Source organism: Mammaliicoccus sciuri (assembly GCF_002901825.1).
Classification (GTDB): domain Bacteria; phylum Bacillota; class Bacilli; order Staphylococcales; family Staphylococcaceae; genus Mammaliicoccus; species Mammaliicoccus sciuri.
Map to the genome: position 1 here is coordinate 1 of NZ_PPQD01000017.1, position 20,617 is coordinate 20,617.

At 32.9% G+C, this 20,617-nt stretch carries 26 protein-coding genes and 1 riboswitch; of the genes, 21 read left to right on the forward strand and 5 right to left on the reverse strand.

The window, feature by feature from the left end; translation table 11 throughout:
* Positions 1–190 precede the first annotated feature (190 nt).
* On the forward strand, positions 191–1,591 hold the full coding sequence (locus tag CD035_RS02450) for an MFS transporter (protein WP_048540231.1): 1,401 nt from the start codon (positions 191–193) through the stop codon (positions 1,589–1,591).
* A gap of 59 nt (positions 1,592–1,650) precedes the next feature.
* On the opposite strand, the gene CD035_RS02455 is transcribed toward CD035_RS02450, so the two are convergent.
* The gene (locus CD035_RS02455; protein ID WP_025904358.1) at positions 1,651–2,067 is read right to left on the reverse strand and encodes an organic hydroperoxide resistance protein; all 417 of its coding nucleotides are present in this window, start codon (positions 2,065–2,067) and stop codon (positions 1,651–1,653) included.
* Between the two features lie 139 nt (positions 2,068–2,206).
* Here CD035_RS02455 and CD035_RS02460 point away from each other — a divergent pair, with 139 nt between their 5' ends.
* Positions 2,207–3,169, forward strand: a complete 963-nt coding sequence (locus CD035_RS02460; protein WP_048540229.1) for a DMT family transporter — start codon at positions 2,207–2,209, stop codon at positions 3,167–3,169.
* Between the two features lie 86 nt (positions 3,170–3,255).
* Complete coding sequence (locus CD035_RS02465) at positions 3,256–3,438, forward strand: CsbD family protein (protein WP_048540227.1); 183 nt, start codon at positions 3,256–3,258, stop codon at positions 3,436–3,438.
* A 57-nt stretch (positions 3,439–3,495) separates the two neighbouring features.
* Here CD035_RS02465 and CD035_RS02470 read toward each other — a convergent pair whose 3' ends face one another.
* Positions 3,496–4,290: a DUF4352 domain-containing protein gene (locus CD035_RS02470; protein WP_048540225.1), complete on the reverse strand. Its 795-nt coding sequence runs from the start codon at positions 4,288–4,290 to the stop codon at positions 3,496–3,498.
* Between the two features lie 271 nt (positions 4,291–4,561).
* Here CD035_RS02470 and CD035_RS02475 point away from each other — a divergent pair, with 271 nt between their 5' ends.
* The 3 genes from CD035_RS02475 (at position 4,562) to CD035_RS02485 (ending at position 6,494) form a co-directional block, all read left to right on the forward strand.
* Entirely contained in the window at positions 4,562–4,975 is a 414-nt protein-coding gene (locus tag CD035_RS02475) for a universal stress protein (RefSeq protein WP_048540223.1), read from the forward strand.
* Positions 4,976–5,087: 112 nt separating this feature from the next.
* Positions 5,088–5,825, forward strand: a complete 738-nt coding sequence (gene aroD / locus CD035_RS02480) for a type I 3-dehydroquinate dehydratase (protein ID WP_048540221.1) — start codon at positions 5,088–5,090, stop codon at positions 5,823–5,825.
* 129 nt (positions 5,826–5,954) lie between these two features.
* Complete coding sequence (locus CD035_RS02485) at positions 5,955–6,494, forward strand: nitroreductase family protein (RefSeq protein WP_048540219.1); 540 nt, start codon at positions 5,955–5,957, stop codon at positions 6,492–6,494.
* A gap of 51 nt (positions 6,495–6,545) precedes the next feature.
* Here CD035_RS02485 and CD035_RS02490 read toward each other — a convergent pair whose 3' ends face one another.
* The gene (locus CD035_RS02490) at positions 6,546–6,866 is read right to left on the reverse strand and encodes a thioredoxin family protein (protein WP_037588811.1); all 321 of its coding nucleotides are present in this window, start codon (positions 6,864–6,866) and stop codon (positions 6,546–6,548) included.
* A 141-nt stretch (positions 6,867–7,007) separates the two neighbouring features.
* Between CD035_RS02490 and CD035_RS02495 the strand changes: the two genes are divergently transcribed.
* The 8 genes from CD035_RS02495 (at position 7,008) to CD035_RS02530 (ending at position 12,093) form a co-directional block, all read left to right on the forward strand.
* The gene (locus tag CD035_RS02495; protein WP_048540217.1) at positions 7,008–7,361 is read left to right on the forward strand and encodes an arsenate reductase family protein; all 354 of its coding nucleotides are present in this window, start codon (positions 7,008–7,010) and stop codon (positions 7,359–7,361) included.
* A gap of 67 nt (positions 7,362–7,428) precedes the next feature.
* Complete coding sequence (gene gcvH, locus CD035_RS02500) at positions 7,429–7,809, forward strand: glycine cleavage system protein GcvH (protein ID WP_025904367.1); 381 nt, start codon at positions 7,429–7,431, stop codon at positions 7,807–7,809.
* Between the two features lie 103 nt (positions 7,810–7,912).
* On the forward strand, positions 7,913–8,317 hold the full coding sequence (locus CD035_RS02505) for a toprim domain-containing protein (RefSeq protein ID WP_048540215.1): 405 nt from the start codon (positions 7,913–7,915) through the stop codon (positions 8,315–8,317).
* Entirely contained in the window at positions 8,274–8,597 is a 324-nt protein-coding gene (locus CD035_RS02510) for a thioredoxin family protein (protein ID WP_048540213.1), read from the forward strand. The genes CD035_RS02505 and CD035_RS02510 overlap by 44 nt, the downstream gene beginning before the upstream one ends.
* A gap of 29 nt (positions 8,598–8,626) precedes the next feature.
* Positions 8,627–8,733, forward strand: a riboswitch (SAM riboswitch).
* A 76-nt stretch (positions 8,734–8,809) separates the two neighbouring features.
* Entirely contained in the window at positions 8,810–9,835 is a 1,026-nt protein-coding gene (locus CD035_RS02515) for a methionine ABC transporter ATP-binding protein (protein WP_048540211.1), read from the forward strand.
* The gene (locus tag CD035_RS02520) at positions 9,828–10,523 is read left to right on the forward strand and encodes a methionine ABC transporter permease (RefSeq protein WP_025904371.1); all 696 of its coding nucleotides are present in this window, start codon (positions 9,828–9,830) and stop codon (positions 10,521–10,523) included. Before CD035_RS02515 ends, CD035_RS02520 begins: the two co-directional genes overlap by 8 nt.
* Before the next feature lie 12 nt (positions 10,524–10,535).
* Positions 10,536–11,357, forward strand: coding sequence for a MetQ/NlpA family ABC transporter substrate-binding protein (locus tag CD035_RS02525; RefSeq protein ID WP_048540210.1), 822 nt, complete (start codon positions 10,536–10,538; stop codon positions 11,355–11,357).
* Positions 11,358–11,487: 130 nt separating this feature from the next.
* A complete protein-coding gene (locus CD035_RS02530; RefSeq protein WP_048540207.1) occupies positions 11,488–12,093 on the forward strand; it encodes a short chain dehydrogenase in 606 nt (201 codons plus the stop codon).
* 277 nt (positions 12,094–12,370) lie between these two features.
* Here the strand turns inward: CD035_RS02530 and CD035_RS02535 are convergent, their stop codons facing one another.
* Positions 12,371–12,604 carry a hypothetical protein gene (locus CD035_RS02535; protein WP_048540205.1) on the reverse strand — a complete coding sequence of 78 codons (234 nt, stop codon included), beginning with the start codon at positions 12,602–12,604 and terminating at the stop codon, positions 12,371–12,373.
* A gap of 339 nt (positions 12,605–12,943) precedes the next feature.
* On the opposite strand from CD035_RS02535, the gene sufC reads away from it, so the two are divergent.
* The 7 genes from sufC (at position 12,944) to CD035_RS02570 (ending at position 19,071) form a co-directional block, all read left to right on the forward strand.
* On the forward strand, positions 12,944–13,723 hold the full coding sequence (sufC, locus tag CD035_RS02540; protein ID WP_048540204.1) for a Fe-S cluster assembly ATPase SufC: 780 nt from the start codon (positions 12,944–12,946) through the stop codon (positions 13,721–13,723).
* Between the two features lie 35 nt (positions 13,724–13,758).
* The gene (gene sufD / locus CD035_RS02545) at positions 13,759–15,075 is read left to right on the forward strand and encodes a Fe-S cluster assembly protein SufD (RefSeq protein ID WP_048540203.1); all 1,317 of its coding nucleotides are present in this window, start codon (positions 13,759–13,761) and stop codon (positions 15,073–15,075) included.
* Positions 15,076–15,100: 25 nt separating this feature from the next.
* Positions 15,101–16,342 carry a cysteine desulfurase gene (locus CD035_RS02550; protein ID WP_048540201.1) on the forward strand — a complete coding sequence of 414 codons (1,242 nt, stop codon included), beginning with the start codon at positions 15,101–15,103 and terminating at the stop codon, positions 16,340–16,342.
* The gene (sufU, locus tag CD035_RS02555; protein WP_048540200.1) at positions 16,332–16,772 is read left to right on the forward strand and encodes a Fe-S cluster assembly sulfur transfer protein SufU; all 441 of its coding nucleotides are present in this window, start codon (positions 16,332–16,334) and stop codon (positions 16,770–16,772) included. The genes CD035_RS02550 and sufU overlap by 11 nt, the downstream gene beginning before the upstream one ends.
* Positions 16,773–16,818: 46 nt before the next feature.
* Positions 16,819–18,216, forward strand: coding sequence for a Fe-S cluster assembly protein SufB (gene sufB, locus CD035_RS02560; protein ID WP_025904379.1), 1,398 nt, complete (start codon positions 16,819–16,821; stop codon positions 18,214–18,216).
* Positions 18,217–18,536: 320 nt separating this feature from the next.
* A complete protein-coding gene (locus tag CD035_RS14015) occupies positions 18,537–18,758 on the forward strand; it encodes a DUF6007 family protein (protein WP_088592470.1) in 222 nt (73 codons plus the stop codon).
* Between the two features lie 13 nt (positions 18,759–18,771).
* Positions 18,772–19,071 (forward strand): hypothetical protein, encoded by a 300-nt coding sequence (locus CD035_RS02570; RefSeq protein WP_048540198.1) that lies wholly within the window; start codon positions 18,772–18,774, stop codon positions 19,069–19,071.
* A gap of 67 nt (positions 19,072–19,138) precedes the next feature.
* Here the strand turns inward: CD035_RS02570 and glcP are convergent, their stop codons facing one another.
* Entirely contained in the window at positions 19,139–20,506 is a 1,368-nt protein-coding gene (gene glcP / locus CD035_RS02575; RefSeq protein WP_048540197.1) for a glucose transporter GlcP, read from the reverse strand.
* Between the last annotated feature and the right edge of the window lie 111 nt (positions 20,507–20,617).

Genomic DNA, 20,617 nt, shown 5'->3' on the forward strand with positions numbered 1-20,617 from the left:
AATAGAGGCTTATAGCCGCAGAACAAACCACCCGTTAAACGGGTGGTTTTGATTATGAAAAAATTAAAATTTTAAATTGCATAATGATAGGGCTCAACACTGTTCAACTAATAAAATATTGAATTTTCTGATTAAAACCATTTTATTAGGTTATATGATTATATAGACAAAATGGGGAGTGTTTATAATTATGAAGTTTAAAAGAAAGAACGTTAATGTTGTCGACGCCAGTAAAACGAAAAAAACGGTCGTTGCAACAGGTATTGGTAATGCGATAGAGTGGTTTGACTTCGGTCTATACGCTCAGCTAGCCGTCATTATCAGTATGAATTTCTTTGGTAATATGCCGAAAGAAATTCAACTTGCATCAACATTTGCGGTATTTGCTTTTGCATTTATAGTAAGACCGATTGGTGGTATATTCTTTAGTCATTTAGGAGATAAACATGGTCGTAAAGTCGTCCTTTCAACTACAATAATTATGATGGCTTTATCTACACTTGCTCTAGGATTATTACCGACACAACACCAAATTGGTATTTGGGCACCAATTTTATTATTAATTATTAGAATGATTCAATCGTTCTCTACTGGTGGTGAGTATGCCGGTGCGATGACATATATTGCAGAAATATCACCTGATAAGACGAGAGGTAGACTCGGTAGTGGACTTGAAATTGGTACTTTATCCGGTAGTATTTTAGCCGCTGCTTTAGTAGGAATTATGTATGCACTATTGAGTGATGATCAAATGGCAGCTTGGGGTTGGAGAATCCCATTCATTATAGCTGCACCACTTGGTATTATAGGTGTGTATTTAAGAAATAATTTAGATGAAAGTCCAGCTTATGAAACAACACTTGAGGAACAAGAAGAACTTGAGTACTCTTATAAAGATATTTTCAGAAAATATTGGAGAGATATCATCGTATGTTTCGCTGGTGTAGCTTTTTTAAACGTTGCTAATTACATGGTATTATCATATATGCCGTCATTCTTAAATGGCACTTTAGATTTAGGTGGTACGATGAGTAGTTTATTAAGTACGTTAACGATGGCAGCAATGATCCCAGCAGTATTCTTCTTTGGTTGGTACAGTGATAAAGTAGGGAATAAAAATACCATTTTATTTGGATTAATAGGATTTAGTTTATTCTCAGTATTAGCCTTCTGGTTAATGAGTATTCCTTCAATACCAATTGTTATTTTAGGACTGTTTATCATTGCACTGTTTATGTCTACATTTGAAGGCGTTATGCCATCTGTATTACCAAGTATTTTCTATACAAAAGTGAGACTAAGAACATTATCACTTGTTTACAATATTGGTGCAGCGATATTTGGCGGTTTAACACCATTTATTTTAACAACTTTAGTCGAAACAACTGGTCAAAAAATTGCACCATCCTATTATTTAACATTGATTAATGTCGTTGGACTTGTTATCTTCTTATTTATGTTTAAGACAACGTCTAATAAGTCATTAAGAGGATCTTATCCAAATGTTGATAATAAAGAAGACTTACAAGAAGTATATGAAAATCCGAAAGATGCACTTTGGTGGAATCACGAAGAAACAAATAAATCATAAAAAAGTAAGGACTGAGACAAAATTTTGTCTCAGTCTTTATTTATGTGACTTATATTCAATTAAACAGCTTCTACTTCTAAATTCACGTCAATATTTCCACGTGTTGCTTTAGAGTATGGGCAGAAATCGTGCGCTGCTTTTAAATATTTTTCTGCGTCTTCTTGAGATACGTTTTTTACTTTTGCGGCAATATCTACTTCTAATTTAGGACTTTCAGCATTTTCGTCATCTACTAAACGAACTGTTAACGTAACTTCTGGTTCAGCATCACGAACTTTGTTTTGTTTTAAAATTAAATCAAAAGCACCGTTGAAGCATGAAGCGTAGCCTGCTGCGAAAAGTTGTTCTGGATTAGTGGCATTACCATCTGCTTGTTGTGGGGGTAATACATCTACATCGATTGCTTTATCGTCAGTGTAAACATGACCTTTACGTCCACCTGTGTTTGTAGCTTTTGTTTCATAATGAGTTGCCATAAAAAAATACCTCCTTTAAAGTATATTATCTATTTACCCGTATATTATTTTTTAAATCATCTATAAATTATAAATTAGCATATATAAATTGTCGGAAATATGAAATAATATACAATATCAAAATAAGAGAGGTCACAACATGAAAGCAATCTTAATAGGTGTCTTGGCAGCTTTATTTTTTGCAGTTACATTTGTCGTTAATCATATGATGGCTAATGATGGCGGAAGTTGGTATTTTAGTTCCTCTTTACGTTTTATTTTTATGCTGCCATTTTTATATTTGTTTGTACTCATTAAGGGAAGAACAAAATTTGTTTTAAAGCATATTCAACAAGAGAAGAAGGCTTGGTTCATATGGAGTGCAGTAGGTTTTGTATTATTTTATGTACCTATAACCTTTTCAGCAGAGTATAGCCCGGGGTGGTTGATTTCAGGTACTTGGCAAATAACAATTATTTGTGGCATGATATTGGCGCCATTATTTGTAGAGACAGTTGTGATAAATGGTAAAGAAACAATCGTTAGACATAAAATCCCATGGCGATCATTATTGATTTCAAGCATTATGTTTATCGGTATTATCATTATCCAAATTCCTCAAGCAAGTCAGATTAAACTGAACTTATTTTTATTAGGTTTTTTACCGATATTAATTGCAGCATTTAGTTATCCTTTGGGAAATAGAAAAATGATGCAAGTTGTGAACGGTGAGCTCGGTACAATTGAACGTGTATTTGGTATGACTTTAGTCACATTGCCTATTTGGATTGTTATATTTGTTGTTGGCGTACTTAAAGAAGGATTACCTTCTTCTAGTCAAGTTGTACAAGCATTTATCGTCGCACTATTTTCAGGCATTATCGCAACAATTCTATTTTTCTATGCTACAAATATTGTAAAGGATAACCAAGAACAATTAGCAGCAGTTGAAGCAACGCAGTCATTAGAAGTTGTATTTGCCATTATTGGTGAAATGATACTACTAGGCTTACCGTTACCAAATGGTTTAAGTATGATAGGTGTAGCGCTCATTATAATAGGTATGTGTATATATAGTTTTATCGATCATATTTCTTTTGGGAAATTTTTCAAAAAAATATGACGTGAGGTGTTTAAAAGTCCTTTCACAGGGTAAAATATAAATGAATGGTCAATCATTCAATAAAGTTTAATGAAGGGTGATATAAAATGGCAGACGAAAACAAATTCGAACAAGCAAAAGGTAACATTAAAGAAACAGTTGGTAATGCAACAGATAACAAAGACTTAGAAACTGAAGGTAAAAAAGATAAAGCTTCAGGTAAAGCTAAAGAAGCAGTAGAAAATGTTAAAGATAAAGCAAACGAAGTTATCGATAAATTTAAGAAATAAAACATTTTTAACATAAGAAAAGCCATTAGACACGTTGACTGTCTAATGGCTTTTTATTTACTTTACATCGTCTTTATCGATTTCCCATTTCATTTTGTAACGTTTATCTGATGAACGTAATTGTAATTGTACGTCATATTGATCTGCTTCAGGAACATCGTAGTATACATACCCAGTGTCAGATTCTCCAGGTTTAAGACTGAATGAGAATCCGTCATTTTTGTCATTCATACCATAGTATTTTGAAACTCTGCTTCCATCAGCTGTAACACCGAAGTTAGCATCTCCAACGATTAAGCTAGAGTTATTAATATTTTCAAGTTTGTAGTTAACTTTTAATATTTTATCTTTTAATGGTTTAGTACCATCAGATGGTGGGTTAACATATTCGGCTCTTTCAACTGTAATCTTAGTACCGATTGCACTAATCCCGTTACCAACTGATGTTTGTCTATCGACGATAGATGAATCGTTATCATCTTCATCTGTATTTTCTTCTGTTGTAGATTCTTCAGTAGTAGACTCTTCAGTCGTTTCTTCCTCAGTAGACTCCTCAGTTGTTTCTTCTTCTGTTGAGTTCTCTTCAGTTGATTTTTCTTCTGTTTTGTTCGTAAACTCATCGATTTGGTCTTTGATTGGACCAGCAGCACATGCGCCTAAAATAACAGCTAAAATAATGAATATAACTAAACATCCACCACAGCCGAATAACCAAGGTTTCATACTAGAGCCATTACCGTCTCCCGATTGTTGTTGCTGATTATTACCATTTGTTTCGTTAAATGGATTATTTTGTTGTTCTGAGGTGTTTTGATTAAAAGGATTCTGATCTGATTGATTAGAATTAGCCATAATATTTCCCCCTTATTCATTACTTTATTTTAATAAAAAATTATTGTTTTCATATAATCGAAATTCTTGTGCGAAAGTTTTCAACTATTGATAAACAATTGTGTTAATTATTAATTGTTTTTAGTTTATAGTAAACTGGGAAATAAATCTAGACTTACTATTAAATTTATAAAAATTTAATAGTACTTTAATATTTAATGATTTTGTAGAATATGAATATTTGTAAATTTTATGCAAAAAGGGGTAATATAGTTATAAAGGAGTGATAAATATGTATAAAAATATTTTGTTTGGCATTGATACAGAAATGAAAAATCAAAAGGTTTTAGAACAAATTAATCACCTTGTCGGAGAAGGTTCTGAAGTTACATTACTTAATGTGGTCGCTGATAAAGACCTACAAGCTTCAGTTAGAATGGGTGTTCATTTAGATGAAATACAAGAAAAACGTCAAGAATCGATGAAGCATATCTTAGACTATTTTCATGAACACAACATTCAATATAAAATTGAATTTGCGAAAGGAAATCCTAAAACAGAATTAGTGCATAGAGCAAATAGTGGTGATTTTGATATTATTGTGTTAAGTAATAGAAAAGCAGAAGACACAGATAAAATGGTATTAGGTAGTGTCAGCCATAAAGTAGCTAAAAGAGCTAAAATTCCTGTATTAATTGTTAAATAGTAAGAGTATATTGATTTAAGTAATAGATTTCTTGAATCATCATGCATCGTTTCATAGAAAAAAGTCCTCGACTCATGTAAAATGAAAATAGAAGCATATTGGAGGAATGACTATGACTGATGGACAAAAGAAAGCGTTTCCGTATATCGTTGCAACGATTTCATTAGAAACTCAAGATGATATTGAAAAAACAGTGCAAGAACTCAATGCTCACAAAGATTCAATAGATATTGTTGAATTTAGAGCAGATACTTTAAAAAATACTTCAATTGAAAACATTAACGAAACATTAGAGCAATTTAAAAGTGCATATCATGATGCGCCAATTTTGTTCACTTATCGTTCAGTAGGACAAGGCGGTCATGGTGACTTTGATCATGAAACATATTACAAGATTATGCAAGATATTATATGTAACAAAAAAGCTGAATACGTCGATATTCAACTCGATACGTATGAAGATAATCTTATGAATTGTATTACAAAAGCTCAGCATAATGATGTTAAAATTATTATTTCACATCATGACTTTAAGTCGACGCCAGATGTTGAAGAAATGTTTGTCACATATGAGAAAATGGCAGAGTTAGGTGCGAATATTGGCAAGTTAGCCGTGATGCCACAAAATGAACGTCATTTATTATCGATGTTAAATGCTATGAACAGAGCTTATCATAAGTTGGATATTGATGTGATCGGTATCTCGATGGGTGAATTAGGTAAGATGACAAGAATTACTGGTGGTATGTTTGGATCTAAATTTACTTACGGATTTGTTGGTAAAGAAGCAGCACCAGGTCAAATTCATGTTAAAGATATTAAAGAGCAGTTAGCTTTATATCAAAATTAATCACTGCATTATGCATAATAATGATGAAGCGAGTGTAGAAATCTTTTGAGACAATTTTAGATTTCTATCTCGCTTCTTTATTTTATGATACAATTGATAATAATTATCAATGAATTAGGAGTGTAAATAATGGAATTAAAGAAAGCGATTAAAGAAAGAAGAAGCGTCAAAAATTATGATTATGAAATGTATATAGACGAAGAAAAAGTATTTTCTTTAGTTGATTTAGCAACATACGCGCCGAACCATGGTATGAGAGAACCTTGGAGACTTGTGTATATTAATAAAAAACAAATTCCTGAATTTGCTGAAGAAGTTGCACAAACGGCATTTGTTAATGATCAAGCTAAACAAGAAAAATATATCAATAAAGTGACTAAAGTTGGTGGCATGTTTGTCATCTTGTCAAAAAGAGATTCAAGACAAAAAGAAAATCTTGAAAATCAAATGGCAATCGGCGCATTTGTACAAAACTTAATGTTACTAATGCATGATGAGGGAATGGGCTCATGTTGGAAAACACCTGCATTTATCTTTAATCCATCATTTAGAAAAACAGTCGGCGCTCATGATGATGAAGATGTATGTGGATTTTTATATTTAACTGAAAAAGATTCAAGTGTGAAAGTGATGGAAAGAAAAAATAAATCATTAATTACTGAATGGTAAAAACAAAACCCGCAAATGAGTTCGTAAGCTCAGTTGTGGGTTTTAATATGATTATTTTAAGTTCTCAGCTAAGAATGCTTTAACATCTTCTGGTGTTTTTGCATTTGCTGAATGTAAGTGTGCAAGTTTTTCGTTGTTTTTAAATACTAATAAACTTGGAATACCCATTACATCATTTTCAGTTGCTGCTTCAGGAACTTGGTCACGATTAATTTGATACCAATTGTATTGATTGTATTCATCAATAATTGGATCGATCCATTGATTCATTCTAGTGCAATCTGGGCACCAATCTGCGAAGAATTTAACGACAACTGGTTCATCACTTTGTGTAATCTCTTCAAATTCAGCATATTGACTTATTGTTCTCATATTTATTCTGCTCCTTAGAAATAATGATTATAAGGTAAGTATATCTTATTTCTAATATTTAAAAAAATATTTAACTCATTACTACATGTTCTGTACTAATATTGTTATAATGAAATTAAATAGACATATGGAGGTAAAGACATGATAAAATTTTATCAATATCCTAATTGTACAACTTGTAAAAAAGCAGCAAAGTTCTTAGAAATGAACGGTGCCAGTTTTGAACCGATTGATATTACTCAATTAACACCAACAGCTAAAGAATTAAAAGATATCATTGATGGGACAGACATCAATGTAAATCAATTATTTAATACTCGAGGCGCTAAATATCGCGAATTGGGATTAAAAGATAAAATGGATGATTTATCAGACAACGAAAAGTTTGATTTATTAGCATCTGATGGCATGTTAATTAAAAGACCTTTAGCCGTTTTAGGAAATAAAGTGACACTTGGTTTTAATGAAGACGAATATCGTCAAACTTGGTTATAAAAATAGTTGCTTGAATAATGGCTTTATGTCATGATTATAATTGAATTACATATAGGAGGGGATTACTTTGACAGTGCCTAGTGAGTTAAAATATTCAAAAGAACATGAATGGGTAAAAGTAGATGGAGATATCGTAACAATCGGTATTACTGATTTTGCTCAATCAGAATTAGGGGACATTGTGTTTGTTGAGTTGCCAGAAGAAGGTGACGAATTAACTAGTGGAGATTCATTCGGTAGTGTAGAATCTGTTAAAACAGTTTCTGAACTATATGCACCATTATCTGGTAAAGTCGTTGAAGTAAACGAAGAACTAGAAGACAGCCCTGAGTTTGTTAATGAATCATCATATGATAAAGCTTGGATGGTCAAAGTTGAACTATCTGATAAAGCTCAATTAGATGAATTATTAGATGCAGACGCTTATAGTGAAATGATAGGTGAATAACATAACATTAAACTCCACGATACTGATGTGTCATGGAGTTTTTTTGAAATATTTATTATGAAACTGAACAGCAATACTATCTCATTTGTAGAAGGTGATATTCGTGGCGATGATTAAAAAGGTTATAATCGTAGAAGGTATTTCTGATAAAAAACGAGTGGAAGAAGTATTAAATGATCATGTTCATATCATTTGTACCCATGGAACGATGGGTGTCGAAAAAATGGATGAGCTACTTGAAGAGATATACGGTTCTCAAGTATATGTCTTAGTAGATCAAGATAAAGAAGGCAAGAAAATTAGAAAATGGTTTAAGAAATATGCAAGTGAAAGTCAGCATATTTATATAGATTCTACATTTTCTGAAGTAGCGCGCTGTCCAAGACAATATTTAGCGAATGTGTTAAACTATCATGGATTTATTGTTAAGAATGATTTTGTATTGAAAGGGAAGTATCGTTACCATGAAACACACAGAAATATTGAACGATATATACAAGCATTTTGATAAAGATATCCATTTATTATTTGGATATACGCCAACATGTGGAACGTGCAAAATATCAGAACGCATGTTAGATATTGCAAACCAAGTGACACAATTACCTATTAATAAGTGTGACTTGAATTTTTACCCAGAATTCTGTAAAGAATTTGAAATCATGTCAGTACCCGTACTTTTTATCATGCATAAAGATCAAGTTATCCGTCGCATTTATGCCTTTCAGTCTGTTCCGTATATTGTAGAGAATATTCAAAAAGTTATTGACGATAAAAACTTATCATGATAGTATGAATTTAATTAAATACGTAATAACTCTTATCAAGAGTGGTGGAGGGATGTGCCCTTTGAAGCCCGGCAACCGTCATATAAATATGAAATGGTGCCAATTCACAAAAAGTGTTAACTTTTGGAGATGAGAGAAAGACAATTTTTGACGCCTTTCTCTTATTTTAAAGAGTGAGGCGTTTTTAATTTAGAGATTAGGAGGCAGCAGATTTGATCGAATTAAATAAAGTTGTTAAAACTTTCAAAACAAAAAAAGGTGACATAACAGCTGTTGACCATGTTGACTTAAACATAGATAAAGGAAGTATATATGGTGTAATTGGTTTTTCTGGTGCAGGTAAAAGTACGCTTATACGTATGTTTAATGGCCTAGAAACACCAACTGAGGGAGAAGTAATTGTAGACGGTGCGAATATCGGTCAATTATCAAAGCAAGACCTCAGATTAAAAAGACAAAAAGTAAGCATGATTTTCCAACATTTCAACTTACTTTGGTCTAGAACAGTTAAAGATAACATCGCATTTCCATTAGAAATCGCTGGTGTATCTAAAAGTGAAATTAATGAGAGAACAAAAGAACTCATTAAAAGAGTTGGATTAGAAGGACGCGAGAATGCATATCCTTCACAATTATCAGGAGGGCAAAAACAAAGAGTTGGTATTGCCCGTGCACTAGCTAATGATCCACATGTCTTATTATGTGACGAAGCAACAAGTGCACTCGATCCGCAAACTACTGATGAAATATTAGATTTATTAGTAGATATTAATAAAGAACTGGATTTAACTATCATATTAATCACACATGAAATGCATGTCATTAGAAAAATTTGTGACCACGTAGCAGTCATGGAGAACGGTAAGTTTGTTGAAGAGGGAGAAGTTATTAACGTATTTAATAACCCTCAAACTTATGTTACACAACGATTCGTTAAAGATGATCTTAAAGCAGATGATTTACAAAGAACTTTACAAGACTTTAAGAAAGAACAATCAAATGGTGAAATTTGGAAATTAAACTTCGTTGGTGGAACAAGTTCTGATCCAGTGTTAGCGAAAATTATAAAAACTTATAATATCGATATTAACGTTATCGAAGGTGACGTTAAATTAACTCAAAATGGTACATTTGGACATATGATCGTTCATTTACCTCAAGGAGATTATTCTAAAGAAGCAATTAAGCAAGAATTGAATAATCTAGGCGTGAAAGTAGAGGTGAACGTAGGTGAATAAATCATTTGGAGATATCATAACAGAAATGGTCACGATGCCTAACGTACGATGGGATGCTGTATGGGAAGCATTGTATGAAACGTTATATATGACGATTATTTCTACAGTATTTACTTTAGTATTTGGATTAATCTTAGGAACTTTACTATTTTTAACATCAAGAGGAACATCTAAAAGTTCACGTGTATTCTATTCAATCGTTTCATTTGTTGTGAACCTATTTAGAGCTATTCCATTTATCATTTTAATATTATTATTACTACCTTTTACGGACATCTTACTAGGTACAATTAGTGGACCTAAAGGCGCTTTACCAGCATTGATTATTGGTGCATCACCATTTTATGCGCGACTTGTTGAAATCGGCATGAAAGAAATTGATAAAGGTGTTATTGAAGCGGCAGTTTCAATGGGTGCTACTACTTGGACAGTCGTTCGAAAAGTATTAATAAAAGAATCATTACCTGCTTTAGTATCGGGAATCACAGTTACAGCTATTGCTTTAGTAGGATCAACTGCTATAGCCGGTGTAATTGGTGCAGGGGGGTTAGGTAACTTAGCTTACCTAACTGGATTTACACGAAATCAAAATGACGTCATTTTAATTTCAACAATCTTTATTTTAATTATTGTTTTTGTCATCCAATTTATTGGAGATTTAATTGTAAAAAGAATTGATAAACGTTAAGGAGTGTTTTTAATGAAAAAAGTATTTGGGTTATTATTTATTTCAATTTTAACAGTCGTACTAGTAGCATGTGGTGGCGGTAGTGGCGACAAGAAAGAAAAGAACGAAACAATTAAAATTGGTGCATCACCAGCACCTCATGCTGAAATTTTAGAAGAAGCTAAACCACTTCTAAAAAAAGAAGGTTATGACTTAGAAATCAAGACAATCAATGATTACACAACACCTAACAAATTATTAGATAAAGGTGAACTTGATGCTAACTTCTTCCAACATACACCATACTTAAAAACTGAATCAAAAGAAAAAGGATATAAAATTGAATCAGCAGGTAACGTACATTTAGAGCCAATGGCAGTTTACTCTAAGAAATATAAAAAATTATCTGACTTACCAAAAAATGCAACAGTTTATGTTTCAAACAATCCAGCTGAAGAAGGTAGATTCTTATCATTCTTCGTTAAAGAAGGACTAATCAAAATTAAAGATGGCGTTAAACCAGTTGACGCAACATTTGATGATATTGTAGAAAACAAGAAAAATATTAAATTCAACAATAAACAATCAGCAGAATTTTTACCTAAATCTTATCAAGCAGACGAAGGTGACGCTACAATCATCAACTCTAACTTTGCAATCGAACAAGGATTAAATCCACTTAAAGATTCAATTGCAGTAGAAGGAAAAGATTCACCATATGCAAACTTAATTGCAGTTCAAAAAGGTCATAAAGACGACAAACAAATTAAAGCTTTAATGAAAGTCTTACAATCTAAAGAAATTAAAGACTTCATCAACAAGAAATACGACGGAGCTGTAATCGCAGCTAAGTAATAAGTTTGAAAAAACATCTAGCCATAAGGTTAGATGTTTTTTGTATAATTACTCATCTTTGAACATTATGTTTGTGTATGCTTTCATTTATAGATAAAATTTATTTAATTAAATGAAAAGGTGGTAAATTATGAAGATTATATTAGTTGGTGCTAATGGTACTATTGGTTCAGCAGTGGCAGAAGAACTTGCGTCAAATGGACATGAAGTTGTGAAAGTTGGACGTCATTCAGGTGACTATCAAATGGATATGTCGAATGTAGAAGATATTAAGTTAATGTTTGAACAAATTCAAAATGTAGATGCAGTTGTTTCTACTGCAGGTGCAGCGAATTTTGATGATTTATCTGACTTAACACCTGAATCAAATGAAGTTGCAGTTACAAGTAAATTACTTGGACAAATCAACTTAGTACTGATCGGACAACATTATATTAATGATGGTGGAAGTTTCACATTAACAACTGGTGTTATTATGGACGAACCAATCAAAGGTGGCGTTTCATCAGCAATGGCTGGTGGTGGTATTCAAGCATTTGTGAAATCAGCTGCATATGAATTAAAACGTGATTTAAGAATTAATAATGTAAGTCCAAATGTAATTGAAGAAGCACTCGAAGATTATGGTGATTTCTTTAAAGGTTATCAAGCAGTCCCAGCTAAAAAAGCCGCTAAAGCATACTTGAAAAGTGTAGAAGGTATTCATTCCGGTCAAACATACCGAGTTTATGAATAATATTTTATAAAAAGCAGTCGTTCTCCCTTGGTAAATGGAGAGTCGACCGCTTTTTGTTTTGATAAGGATGAAAATATGGGGGAAGCTGCACGAAGATTGGTAGATATCGTGCGCAAGGGTATAAAATTAGGACCAACTGCACGAAGACTGGTAGATATCGTGCGCAAGGGTACGAAAATAGGGCAAAACGCACGAAGACTGAGAGATATCGTGCGAAAGGGGTAAAAATAAAGCCGAACTGCACGAAGACTGGTAAATATCGTGAGATAATCAAAACTTAAATATATCCGTTAAAGAAATAAATAATCAGCATAAATACCGCAATGGCATATAATATGATACCGACAAATCTGTAATTCCTAACGTTGAATGTAGCGATTGTAATAATAGTAGCAGCAGTTAATAATGTGTTTAAGAGACTACTCAAATTAATAACATTGACTAAATTTAATAAAAGTATAAATGCGCATATTGCACTTATAACGAATGCAAATTGTTCATAGCGTTTCATGTAATTTTCCTTTCATAAACTGCATATTTATTTATCATCATTATAGTATATATTGGATAGAAAGGCATTCGGAAGACGTTGAAATAGAATATTTATAAATTGAGAATTAATTGAAATGATTATCATTTGAAAAACATTTCAGAAAAATACTTTATATGAACAGTTTCTTCTATATAAATAAAGCGAAAATGTTTATTTGCCCGTGTAACTACGTTATAATATTAAGGGTAAAGATTCACAGCAAACTTTGACGTTACATTAAAATTATTATAAACTAGAAAAGATAATGTAGGGTTATCTTTTTTAAATGTGAATAAATTCTCTGGAGGGAAAAATAATATGGCATCAATATTAGAAATCAAAGATTTACACGTAGAAATCGAAGGTAAGAAAATTCTTAAAGGTGTAGATTTAACTATCAAACAAGGTGAAATCCACGCAATCATGGGACCTAACGGTACTGGTAAATCAACTTTATCATCAGCAATCATGGGCCATCCTAGTTATGAAGTAACACAAGGTGAAGTTCTTCTTGATGGTGAAAATGTATTAGAAATGGAAGTTGACGAGCGTGCACAAGCTGGTTTATTCCTAGCTATGCAATACCCATCAGAAATTTCTGGTGTAACAAATGCTGATTTCTTACGTTCTGCAATTAACGCTAAACGTGAAGAAGGCGACGAAATTAACTTAATGCAATTCATTAAGCAATTAGATAAACAAATGGATCTATTAGAAATGGACCAAGATATGGCTCAAAGATACCTAAATGAAGGTTTCTCTGGCGGTGAGAAGAAACGTAACGAAATTCTTCAATTAATGATGTTAGAACCTAAATTTGCAATTTTAGATGAAATTGACTCAGGTTTAGATATTGACGCATTAAAAGTTGTATCAAAAGGTATTAACAAAATGCGTGGAGAAGACTTTGGTTGTTTAATTATTACTCACTATCAAAGATTATTAAACTATATTACGCCTGACTTTGTGCACGTTATGATGCAAGGTAGAGTTGTTAAATCAGGTGGCGAAGAATTAGCAAAACGTCTTGAAGAAGAAGGTTACGAGTGGATTAAAGAAGAACTTAATATTGAAGACGAAACAATTAACGCTGAATAATATATGATCATGATAGTCAAGTAGGAGGAGTATAAATGGCAACTGAAACAAAGTTAAATATTAACGTTGAAGACTTAGTTAATTATTCAGCATCTCAAAATGAACCACAATGGATGACTGATTTAAGAAAAGAAAGTTTTCAAAAATTAGATACATTAGAAATGCCTAAACCAGACAAAACAAAAATTGACAGATGGGATTTTGATTCATTCAAAACACATGCTGTTACAAGTGAAACATTTGATACTATCGACAATTTACCAGAATCAGTTCGTAAAATTATCGATACTGAAAATGCTACAAACTTAATTGTTCAACATAATAATACACCTGCTTTTACTAAAGTAGATGAAAAATTAGTCGAACAAGGCGTTGTTATTAAAGATTTAAAAACAGCTTTAATTGAAAATAGTGAATTAGTACAAAAATACTTCATGACTGACGCAGTTAAAGTTGATGAACATAGATTAACAGCTTTACACGCAGCATTAGTTAACGGTGGTGTATTTGTATACGTACCTAAAAATGTTGTTGTAGAAGATCCTGTTCAATACGTTGTATTACATGATGATAGTGATGCAAGTTTCTTCAACCATGCGATTATCGTAACTGAAGAAAGTGCAGAATTAACATACGTTGAAAACTATTTATCTACAGTATCTTCAAACGAAGGTCAATTAAACGTCGTTTCTGAAGTAATTGCTGGTGCAAACTCAAACATTACTTACGGTACAGTTGATTTCATGGATAAAGGCTTTACTGGTCACATTATCCGTCGTGGTACAGCAGCAGCTGATGCTACAATTGATTGGGCTTTAGGTTTAATGAATGACGGTAGTACAATTAACGACAACACGACTTATTTAATGGGTGACCGTTCAAACTGTAACTTAAAAACAGTCGTAGTTGGTCGTGGAGAACAAAAACAAAACTTTACAACACAAATTATTCAATATGGTAAAGAATCTAATGGCCATATATTGAAACATGGTGTTATGAAAGATAGTTCTTCTTCAATCTTTAATGGTATTGGTTATATCAAACACGGTGGTACGAAAGCAGATGCTCAACAAGAATCTCGTGTTCTTATGTTATCTGAAAAAGCACGTGGAGATGCAAACCCAATCTTATTAATTGATGAAGATGATGTAACAGCAGGACACGCAGCTTCAGTAGGTAGAGTAGATCCAACTCAACTTTATTACTTAATGAGTAGAGGTATTTCTCGTGAAGAAGCAGAACGTTTAGTTATTCACGGTTTCCTTGATCCAGTTGTATCTGCATTGCCAATCGAAGACGTTAAACGTCAATTACGTGAAGTTATTGAATTAAAAGTAACAACACAAATATAAAAAAGGCACAGAAAGGTCTGATAATGTGGCCGAATCAACATTTAATGTAGAAAAAATTATAAAAGATTTTCCGATATTAGAACAACAAGTTAACGGTAGTAGACTCGTGTATTTAGATTCATCAGCCACAAGTCAAACACCTACTCAAGTCACTGATAGCATTGTAGATTACTACAACCGTTATAATTCTAATGTTCACCGAGGTGTGCATACACTTGGTACACTTGCTACGGATGCTTATGAAAAAGCACGAGAAACTGTTAGAAGATTTATAAATGCACAATATTTTGAAGAAGTTGTGTTCACAAGAGGAACTACAACTGCAATCAACTTAGTGGCGCATAGTTACGGTGATGCAAATGTTTCTGAAGGTGATGAAATTGTCGTCACACAAATGGAACATCATGCGAATATCGTGCCATGGCAACAACTTGCTAAAAGAACAGGTGCTAAACTTAAATTTATTCCAATGTCAGAAAGTGGCGAACTTGAAAGAGACGCAATCGAAAGTACGATAAATGATCGAACTAAAATTGTCGCAGTCGCTCATGTGTCTAACGTATTAGGTACAATCAATGATGTTAAATATATTGCAGAAGTCGCACATCGTCATAATGCTGTTATTGCAGTAGATGGTGCGCAGTCAGCACCACATATGAAAGTGGATGTTCAAGATTTAGATGTAGACTTCTTTAGCTTTAGTGGTCATAAAATGTTAGGCCCTACTGGTATAGGTGTCTTATATGGTAAACGTGATTTATTAGATAAGATGGAACCAATCGAATTTGGTGGAGATATGATTGATTTTGTTGGTTTAGAAGATGCAACATGGACAGACTTACCAACGAAATTCGAAGCTGGTACACCGCTTATTGCAGAAGCAATTGCTTTAGCTGAAGCGATTAAATATATTGATGCTATCGGTTTAGATAACATTCATCAACATGAGTATGATCTTGTGAATTATGCTTACAATGAAATGTCTAAAATTGATGGACTTGAAATATATGGACCTACACCTGAAAAAAGAGCTGGATTAATTACATTTAATGTAGAAGGTGTTCACCCACATGATTTAGCAACAGCATTAGATTCTGAAGGCGTAGCTGTAAGAGCAGGTCACCATTGTGCACAACCATTAATGAAATGGTTAAACCAATCTTCAACAGCAAGAGCAAGTTTCTATATTTATAATACTACTGAAGATGTTGACCAACTCATTCAGGCACTAAATGGCGCGAAGGAGTTTTTCTCTTATGAATTTTAACAATTTAGATCAACTATACCGTTCTGTCATTATGGACCACTATAAGAATCCTCGTAATAAAGGCGTTCTTGAAGATGGCTCTCTAACAATAGATATGAACAATCCTACATGTGGAGATCGCATCCGCTTAACATTAGATGTAGAAGATAATGTTATTAAAGATGCTAAGTTTGAAGGTGAAGGTTGCTCTATTTCAATGTCTAGCGCATCTATGATGACTGAAGCGGTTAAAGGTCATACAATTGAAGAAGCATTAGAAATGAGTCAAGAATTCTCAAACATGATGCTTGGTGAATCCTACGAAATTACAGAAGAAATGGGAGATATAGAAGCACTATCAGGTGTATCTAAATTCCCAGCAAGAATCAAATGCGCTACTTTAGCATGGAAAGCATTTGAAAAAGGAACAAAAGAGCAAAATAACGCGTAACTTTTGAAAAATGGGCGAACGCTATTATAAAAGAGGAGTGAAGAAAATGGCTAAAAAATCACCAGAAGTTGGAGATTATAAATATGGCTTCCATGATGAAGACGTTTCTATTTTCCGTTCAGGTAGAGGTTTAACAGAAGAAATCGTTAAAAAAATATCTGAAATGAAAGACGAACCACAATGGATGCTTGATTTTCGTTTGAAATCATTAAAACAATTTTACAAAATGCCAATGCCAATGTGGGGTGGCGATTTAACAGAGTTAAACTTTGATGAAATCACATACTACGTTAAACCATCAGAACGTTCAGAGCGTTCATGGGATGAAGTACCAGAAGAAATCAAAAATACTTTCGATAAATTAGGTATTCCTGAAGCAGAACAAAAGTATCTTGCAGGTGTATCTGCGCAATATGAATCAGAAGTTGTTTACCATAACATGGAACAAGACTTAGAAGAACAAGGTATTATCTTCAAAGATACTGATTCAGCATTACGTGAAAACGAAGAATTATTCAAAGAATATTTCGCAAGTGTTATTCCAGCTGCAGATAATAAATTCTCAGCATTAAACTCAGCAGTTTGGTCTGGTGGATCATTCATTTACGTACCAAAAGGCGTAAAATTAGAAACACCACTTCAAGCTTACTTCAGAATTAACTCTGAAAACATGGGTCAATTTGAAAGAACATTAATTATTGCTGATGAAGGTTCTTCAGTACACTATGTAGAAGGTTGTACAGCACCTGTTTATACGACTAATTCATTACACTCAGCTGTAGTTGAAATTATCGTTAAGAAAGATGCATACTGCCGTTATACAACAATCCAAAACTGGGCTAACAATGTTTATAACTTAGTTACAAAACGTACTTTCGTATATGAGAATGGTACGATGGAATGGATTGATGGTAACTTAGGATCTAAATTAACAATGAAATACCCATCTTGTTTCTTACTTGAAGAAGGCGCTAGAGGTATGACTTTATCTATCGCACTTGCAGGTAAAGGACAAGTTCAAGATGCTGGTGCAAAAATGATTCATAAAGCACCAAATACGTCATCAACAATTGTTTCTAAATCAATTTCTAAAAATGGCGGTAAAGTTGTTTACCGTGGTCAAGTACACTTCGGACGTAAAGCAACTGGCGCACGTTCAAACATTGAATGTGACACATTAATTATGGATAACGAATCTACATCAGATACAATTCCTTACAATGAAATCATGAACGATAACATTTCATTAGAACACGAAGCGAAAGTTTCTAAAGTATCTGAAGAACAATTATTCTACCTAATGAGCCGTGGTATTTCAGAAGAAGAAGCAACTGAAATGATCGTAATGGGCTTCATCGAACCATTTACAAAAGAATTACCAATGGAATACGCAGTAGAAATGAACCGTCTAATCAAATTCGAAATGGAAGGTTCAATTGGATAATACCGATTAGACTGTGTAAGACAATATTTATAGATAAAATAACCCTGTATAAGTTCTTGGTCATAAGAACTTATACAGGTTTTTTCTATTTCTTAATCTATTTTAGATAATGTGTTTATAAAGTAATCTACGATTTTGTTCGTGCATGCTTGCCTAGGGTATGGTTCGAGCCTGTAGTCTCTCACGCATACTATTCCCTCAGGCGTCAGCACTTAACAAAATCGATGCGAGATATTTAGATATAGAAAATATATACCTATTTATGGTATTATTTTTACAAATTAAGGAAATATAAAATAAAGTCTAACTAGGTTATCATAATGAGGTGGTCAACGTTGAATAACTTAAAAGAAATTTTTAAAAATATAACAATGTTAGAAATTATATGCTTTATACCATTTATGTTTTTGTTTTCGTATTTACCTAATTCGAATATGATATGTATAATTGTTAATATAGTTATAGTCATTTTTTGTTGCTTAGGTGCTTCACATTTATTTTGTTTAATCAATGATTATAAAAAGAATAAAGCTAACAAGTAAATGGAGGTAGACAGTGTTTAATATTGTACTAGATATATGTATATTAGTAGTTTCTTTAACCATTTCTATATACGTTGCAATATCTAAAAATATAAATATTATTGCTTCTATAGAACATGATAAAGTAAATCCAGAAAATATAGCTAAAATCTCATACATATTTTCTACTTGTTTATTTTTGGGAACAGTATTGATTGTTGCTGGAGATTTAGTTTATGATTTTAATTTTATATTATCAATCTTTTTTATTATATTAGGTTTTTCAGTTCTCTTATTGTTTTATGTCTTATTTATGATGATAGAAAAGAAGTGAATTTTGGATTTATAATACTACCAGATAAAGAAAGCCCCGTAGAATTTCTACGGGGTTTTCCTATTCCTTAATCTATTTTAGATAATGTAACGGATGATGTTCTATTTCTTAAGTCTACTTCGATTTCTTCAAGGCTTCTGCCTCTTGTTTCTGGTAAGTATTTGATGACAAATATCATTGCGAGTATACCGATGACTGCAAAGATTAGAAATACTTGTTCGATTCCCATCACTGATGTGAGTAGTGGGAAGAATTGTGCGACTAATAAACTGCCTATTGATAAGGATAATGTCGCGATACCTGTTGCTGCGCCTCTTGCTCTCATTGGGAATAGTTCTGGTAACATGATCCATAAGATTGGTCCCCAAGTGAATGCGAAGAAGACAATGAATAATGTTAAACATGCGACAATAATCCATGCACCGACTGTTGAGTGTAATCCGATTGTCCATACGAGTGTTGCCATAATAAGTAATGAGCAAACCATGCCGATATTACCTGTAATAAGTAGTTTTTTACGGTCAATTTTATCCATTATATATATTGCAAATATCGTTACAATTACATTGACTGATCCGATGCCGACTGTTCCAAGAATAGCTGTTGCATCTCCTAAACCTGCTTTACTAAAGATTGTTGGTGCATAGTAAATGATGGCATTAATACCGATGATTTGTTGGAGTAGTGCAAATATACAGCCTATAACAAGTACGGGTCTTAGCCAAACAGATTTTAAGACTGTCCATGTACTTTCTGATATATGAATGATTTCTTTCATTTCGTCAATTTCTTTATCAATTTCTGATTGTTTTCTTGTAATTGCCATAACTTTTCTAGCGGCTTTTTCACTTTTATGTTCAAGTAACCATCTAGGGCTCTCTGGCATAAAGTAAACACCGATCATTAAGATGACAGAAGGTACAACTGCTAATCCAACCATCCATCTCCAAGCCTCCATATCTGCGAAAGCATAGTTAACTAAATATGAAGCGAGAATCCCGATAGTAATCATCAGTTGGTTTAATGAACTTAAAGAACCTCTTGTGTCAGTAGGTGCCATTTCTGATAAATAGACAGGCACGATTGCAGTAGAGCCTCCGACTGCTAATCCGATTATAAATCTACCTATGACTAGGATAACCATTGATTGTGCTAATGATAGAATTAATGCGCCCACGATAAAGACAATCGCAATAACAAATACGAGCTTTCTTCGTCCAAGTTTATCCGATAGTGGTCCACTGAATCCTGAACCAAATATTGCACCGACTAACATTGAACTCACGACTAAACCTTCAGTGAAACTTGTGAGTGGTATATCATTTTTTATAAAAAGCAACGCGCCAGATATAACACCCGTGTCATACCCGTAAAGCAATCCTCCTAGAGCACCTAGGAAGAAAATTAACTTCGTTCTATAATTGCTTGCTTCCATTTTATTACCCCCATGTAATTTGAATAATGCCATCAGAAACTTTAGTTAAAATAAAATTTTGAGGTTCGTTGATGATATTTAATTATTTAAGATAACTAAAAAGTTGTAATT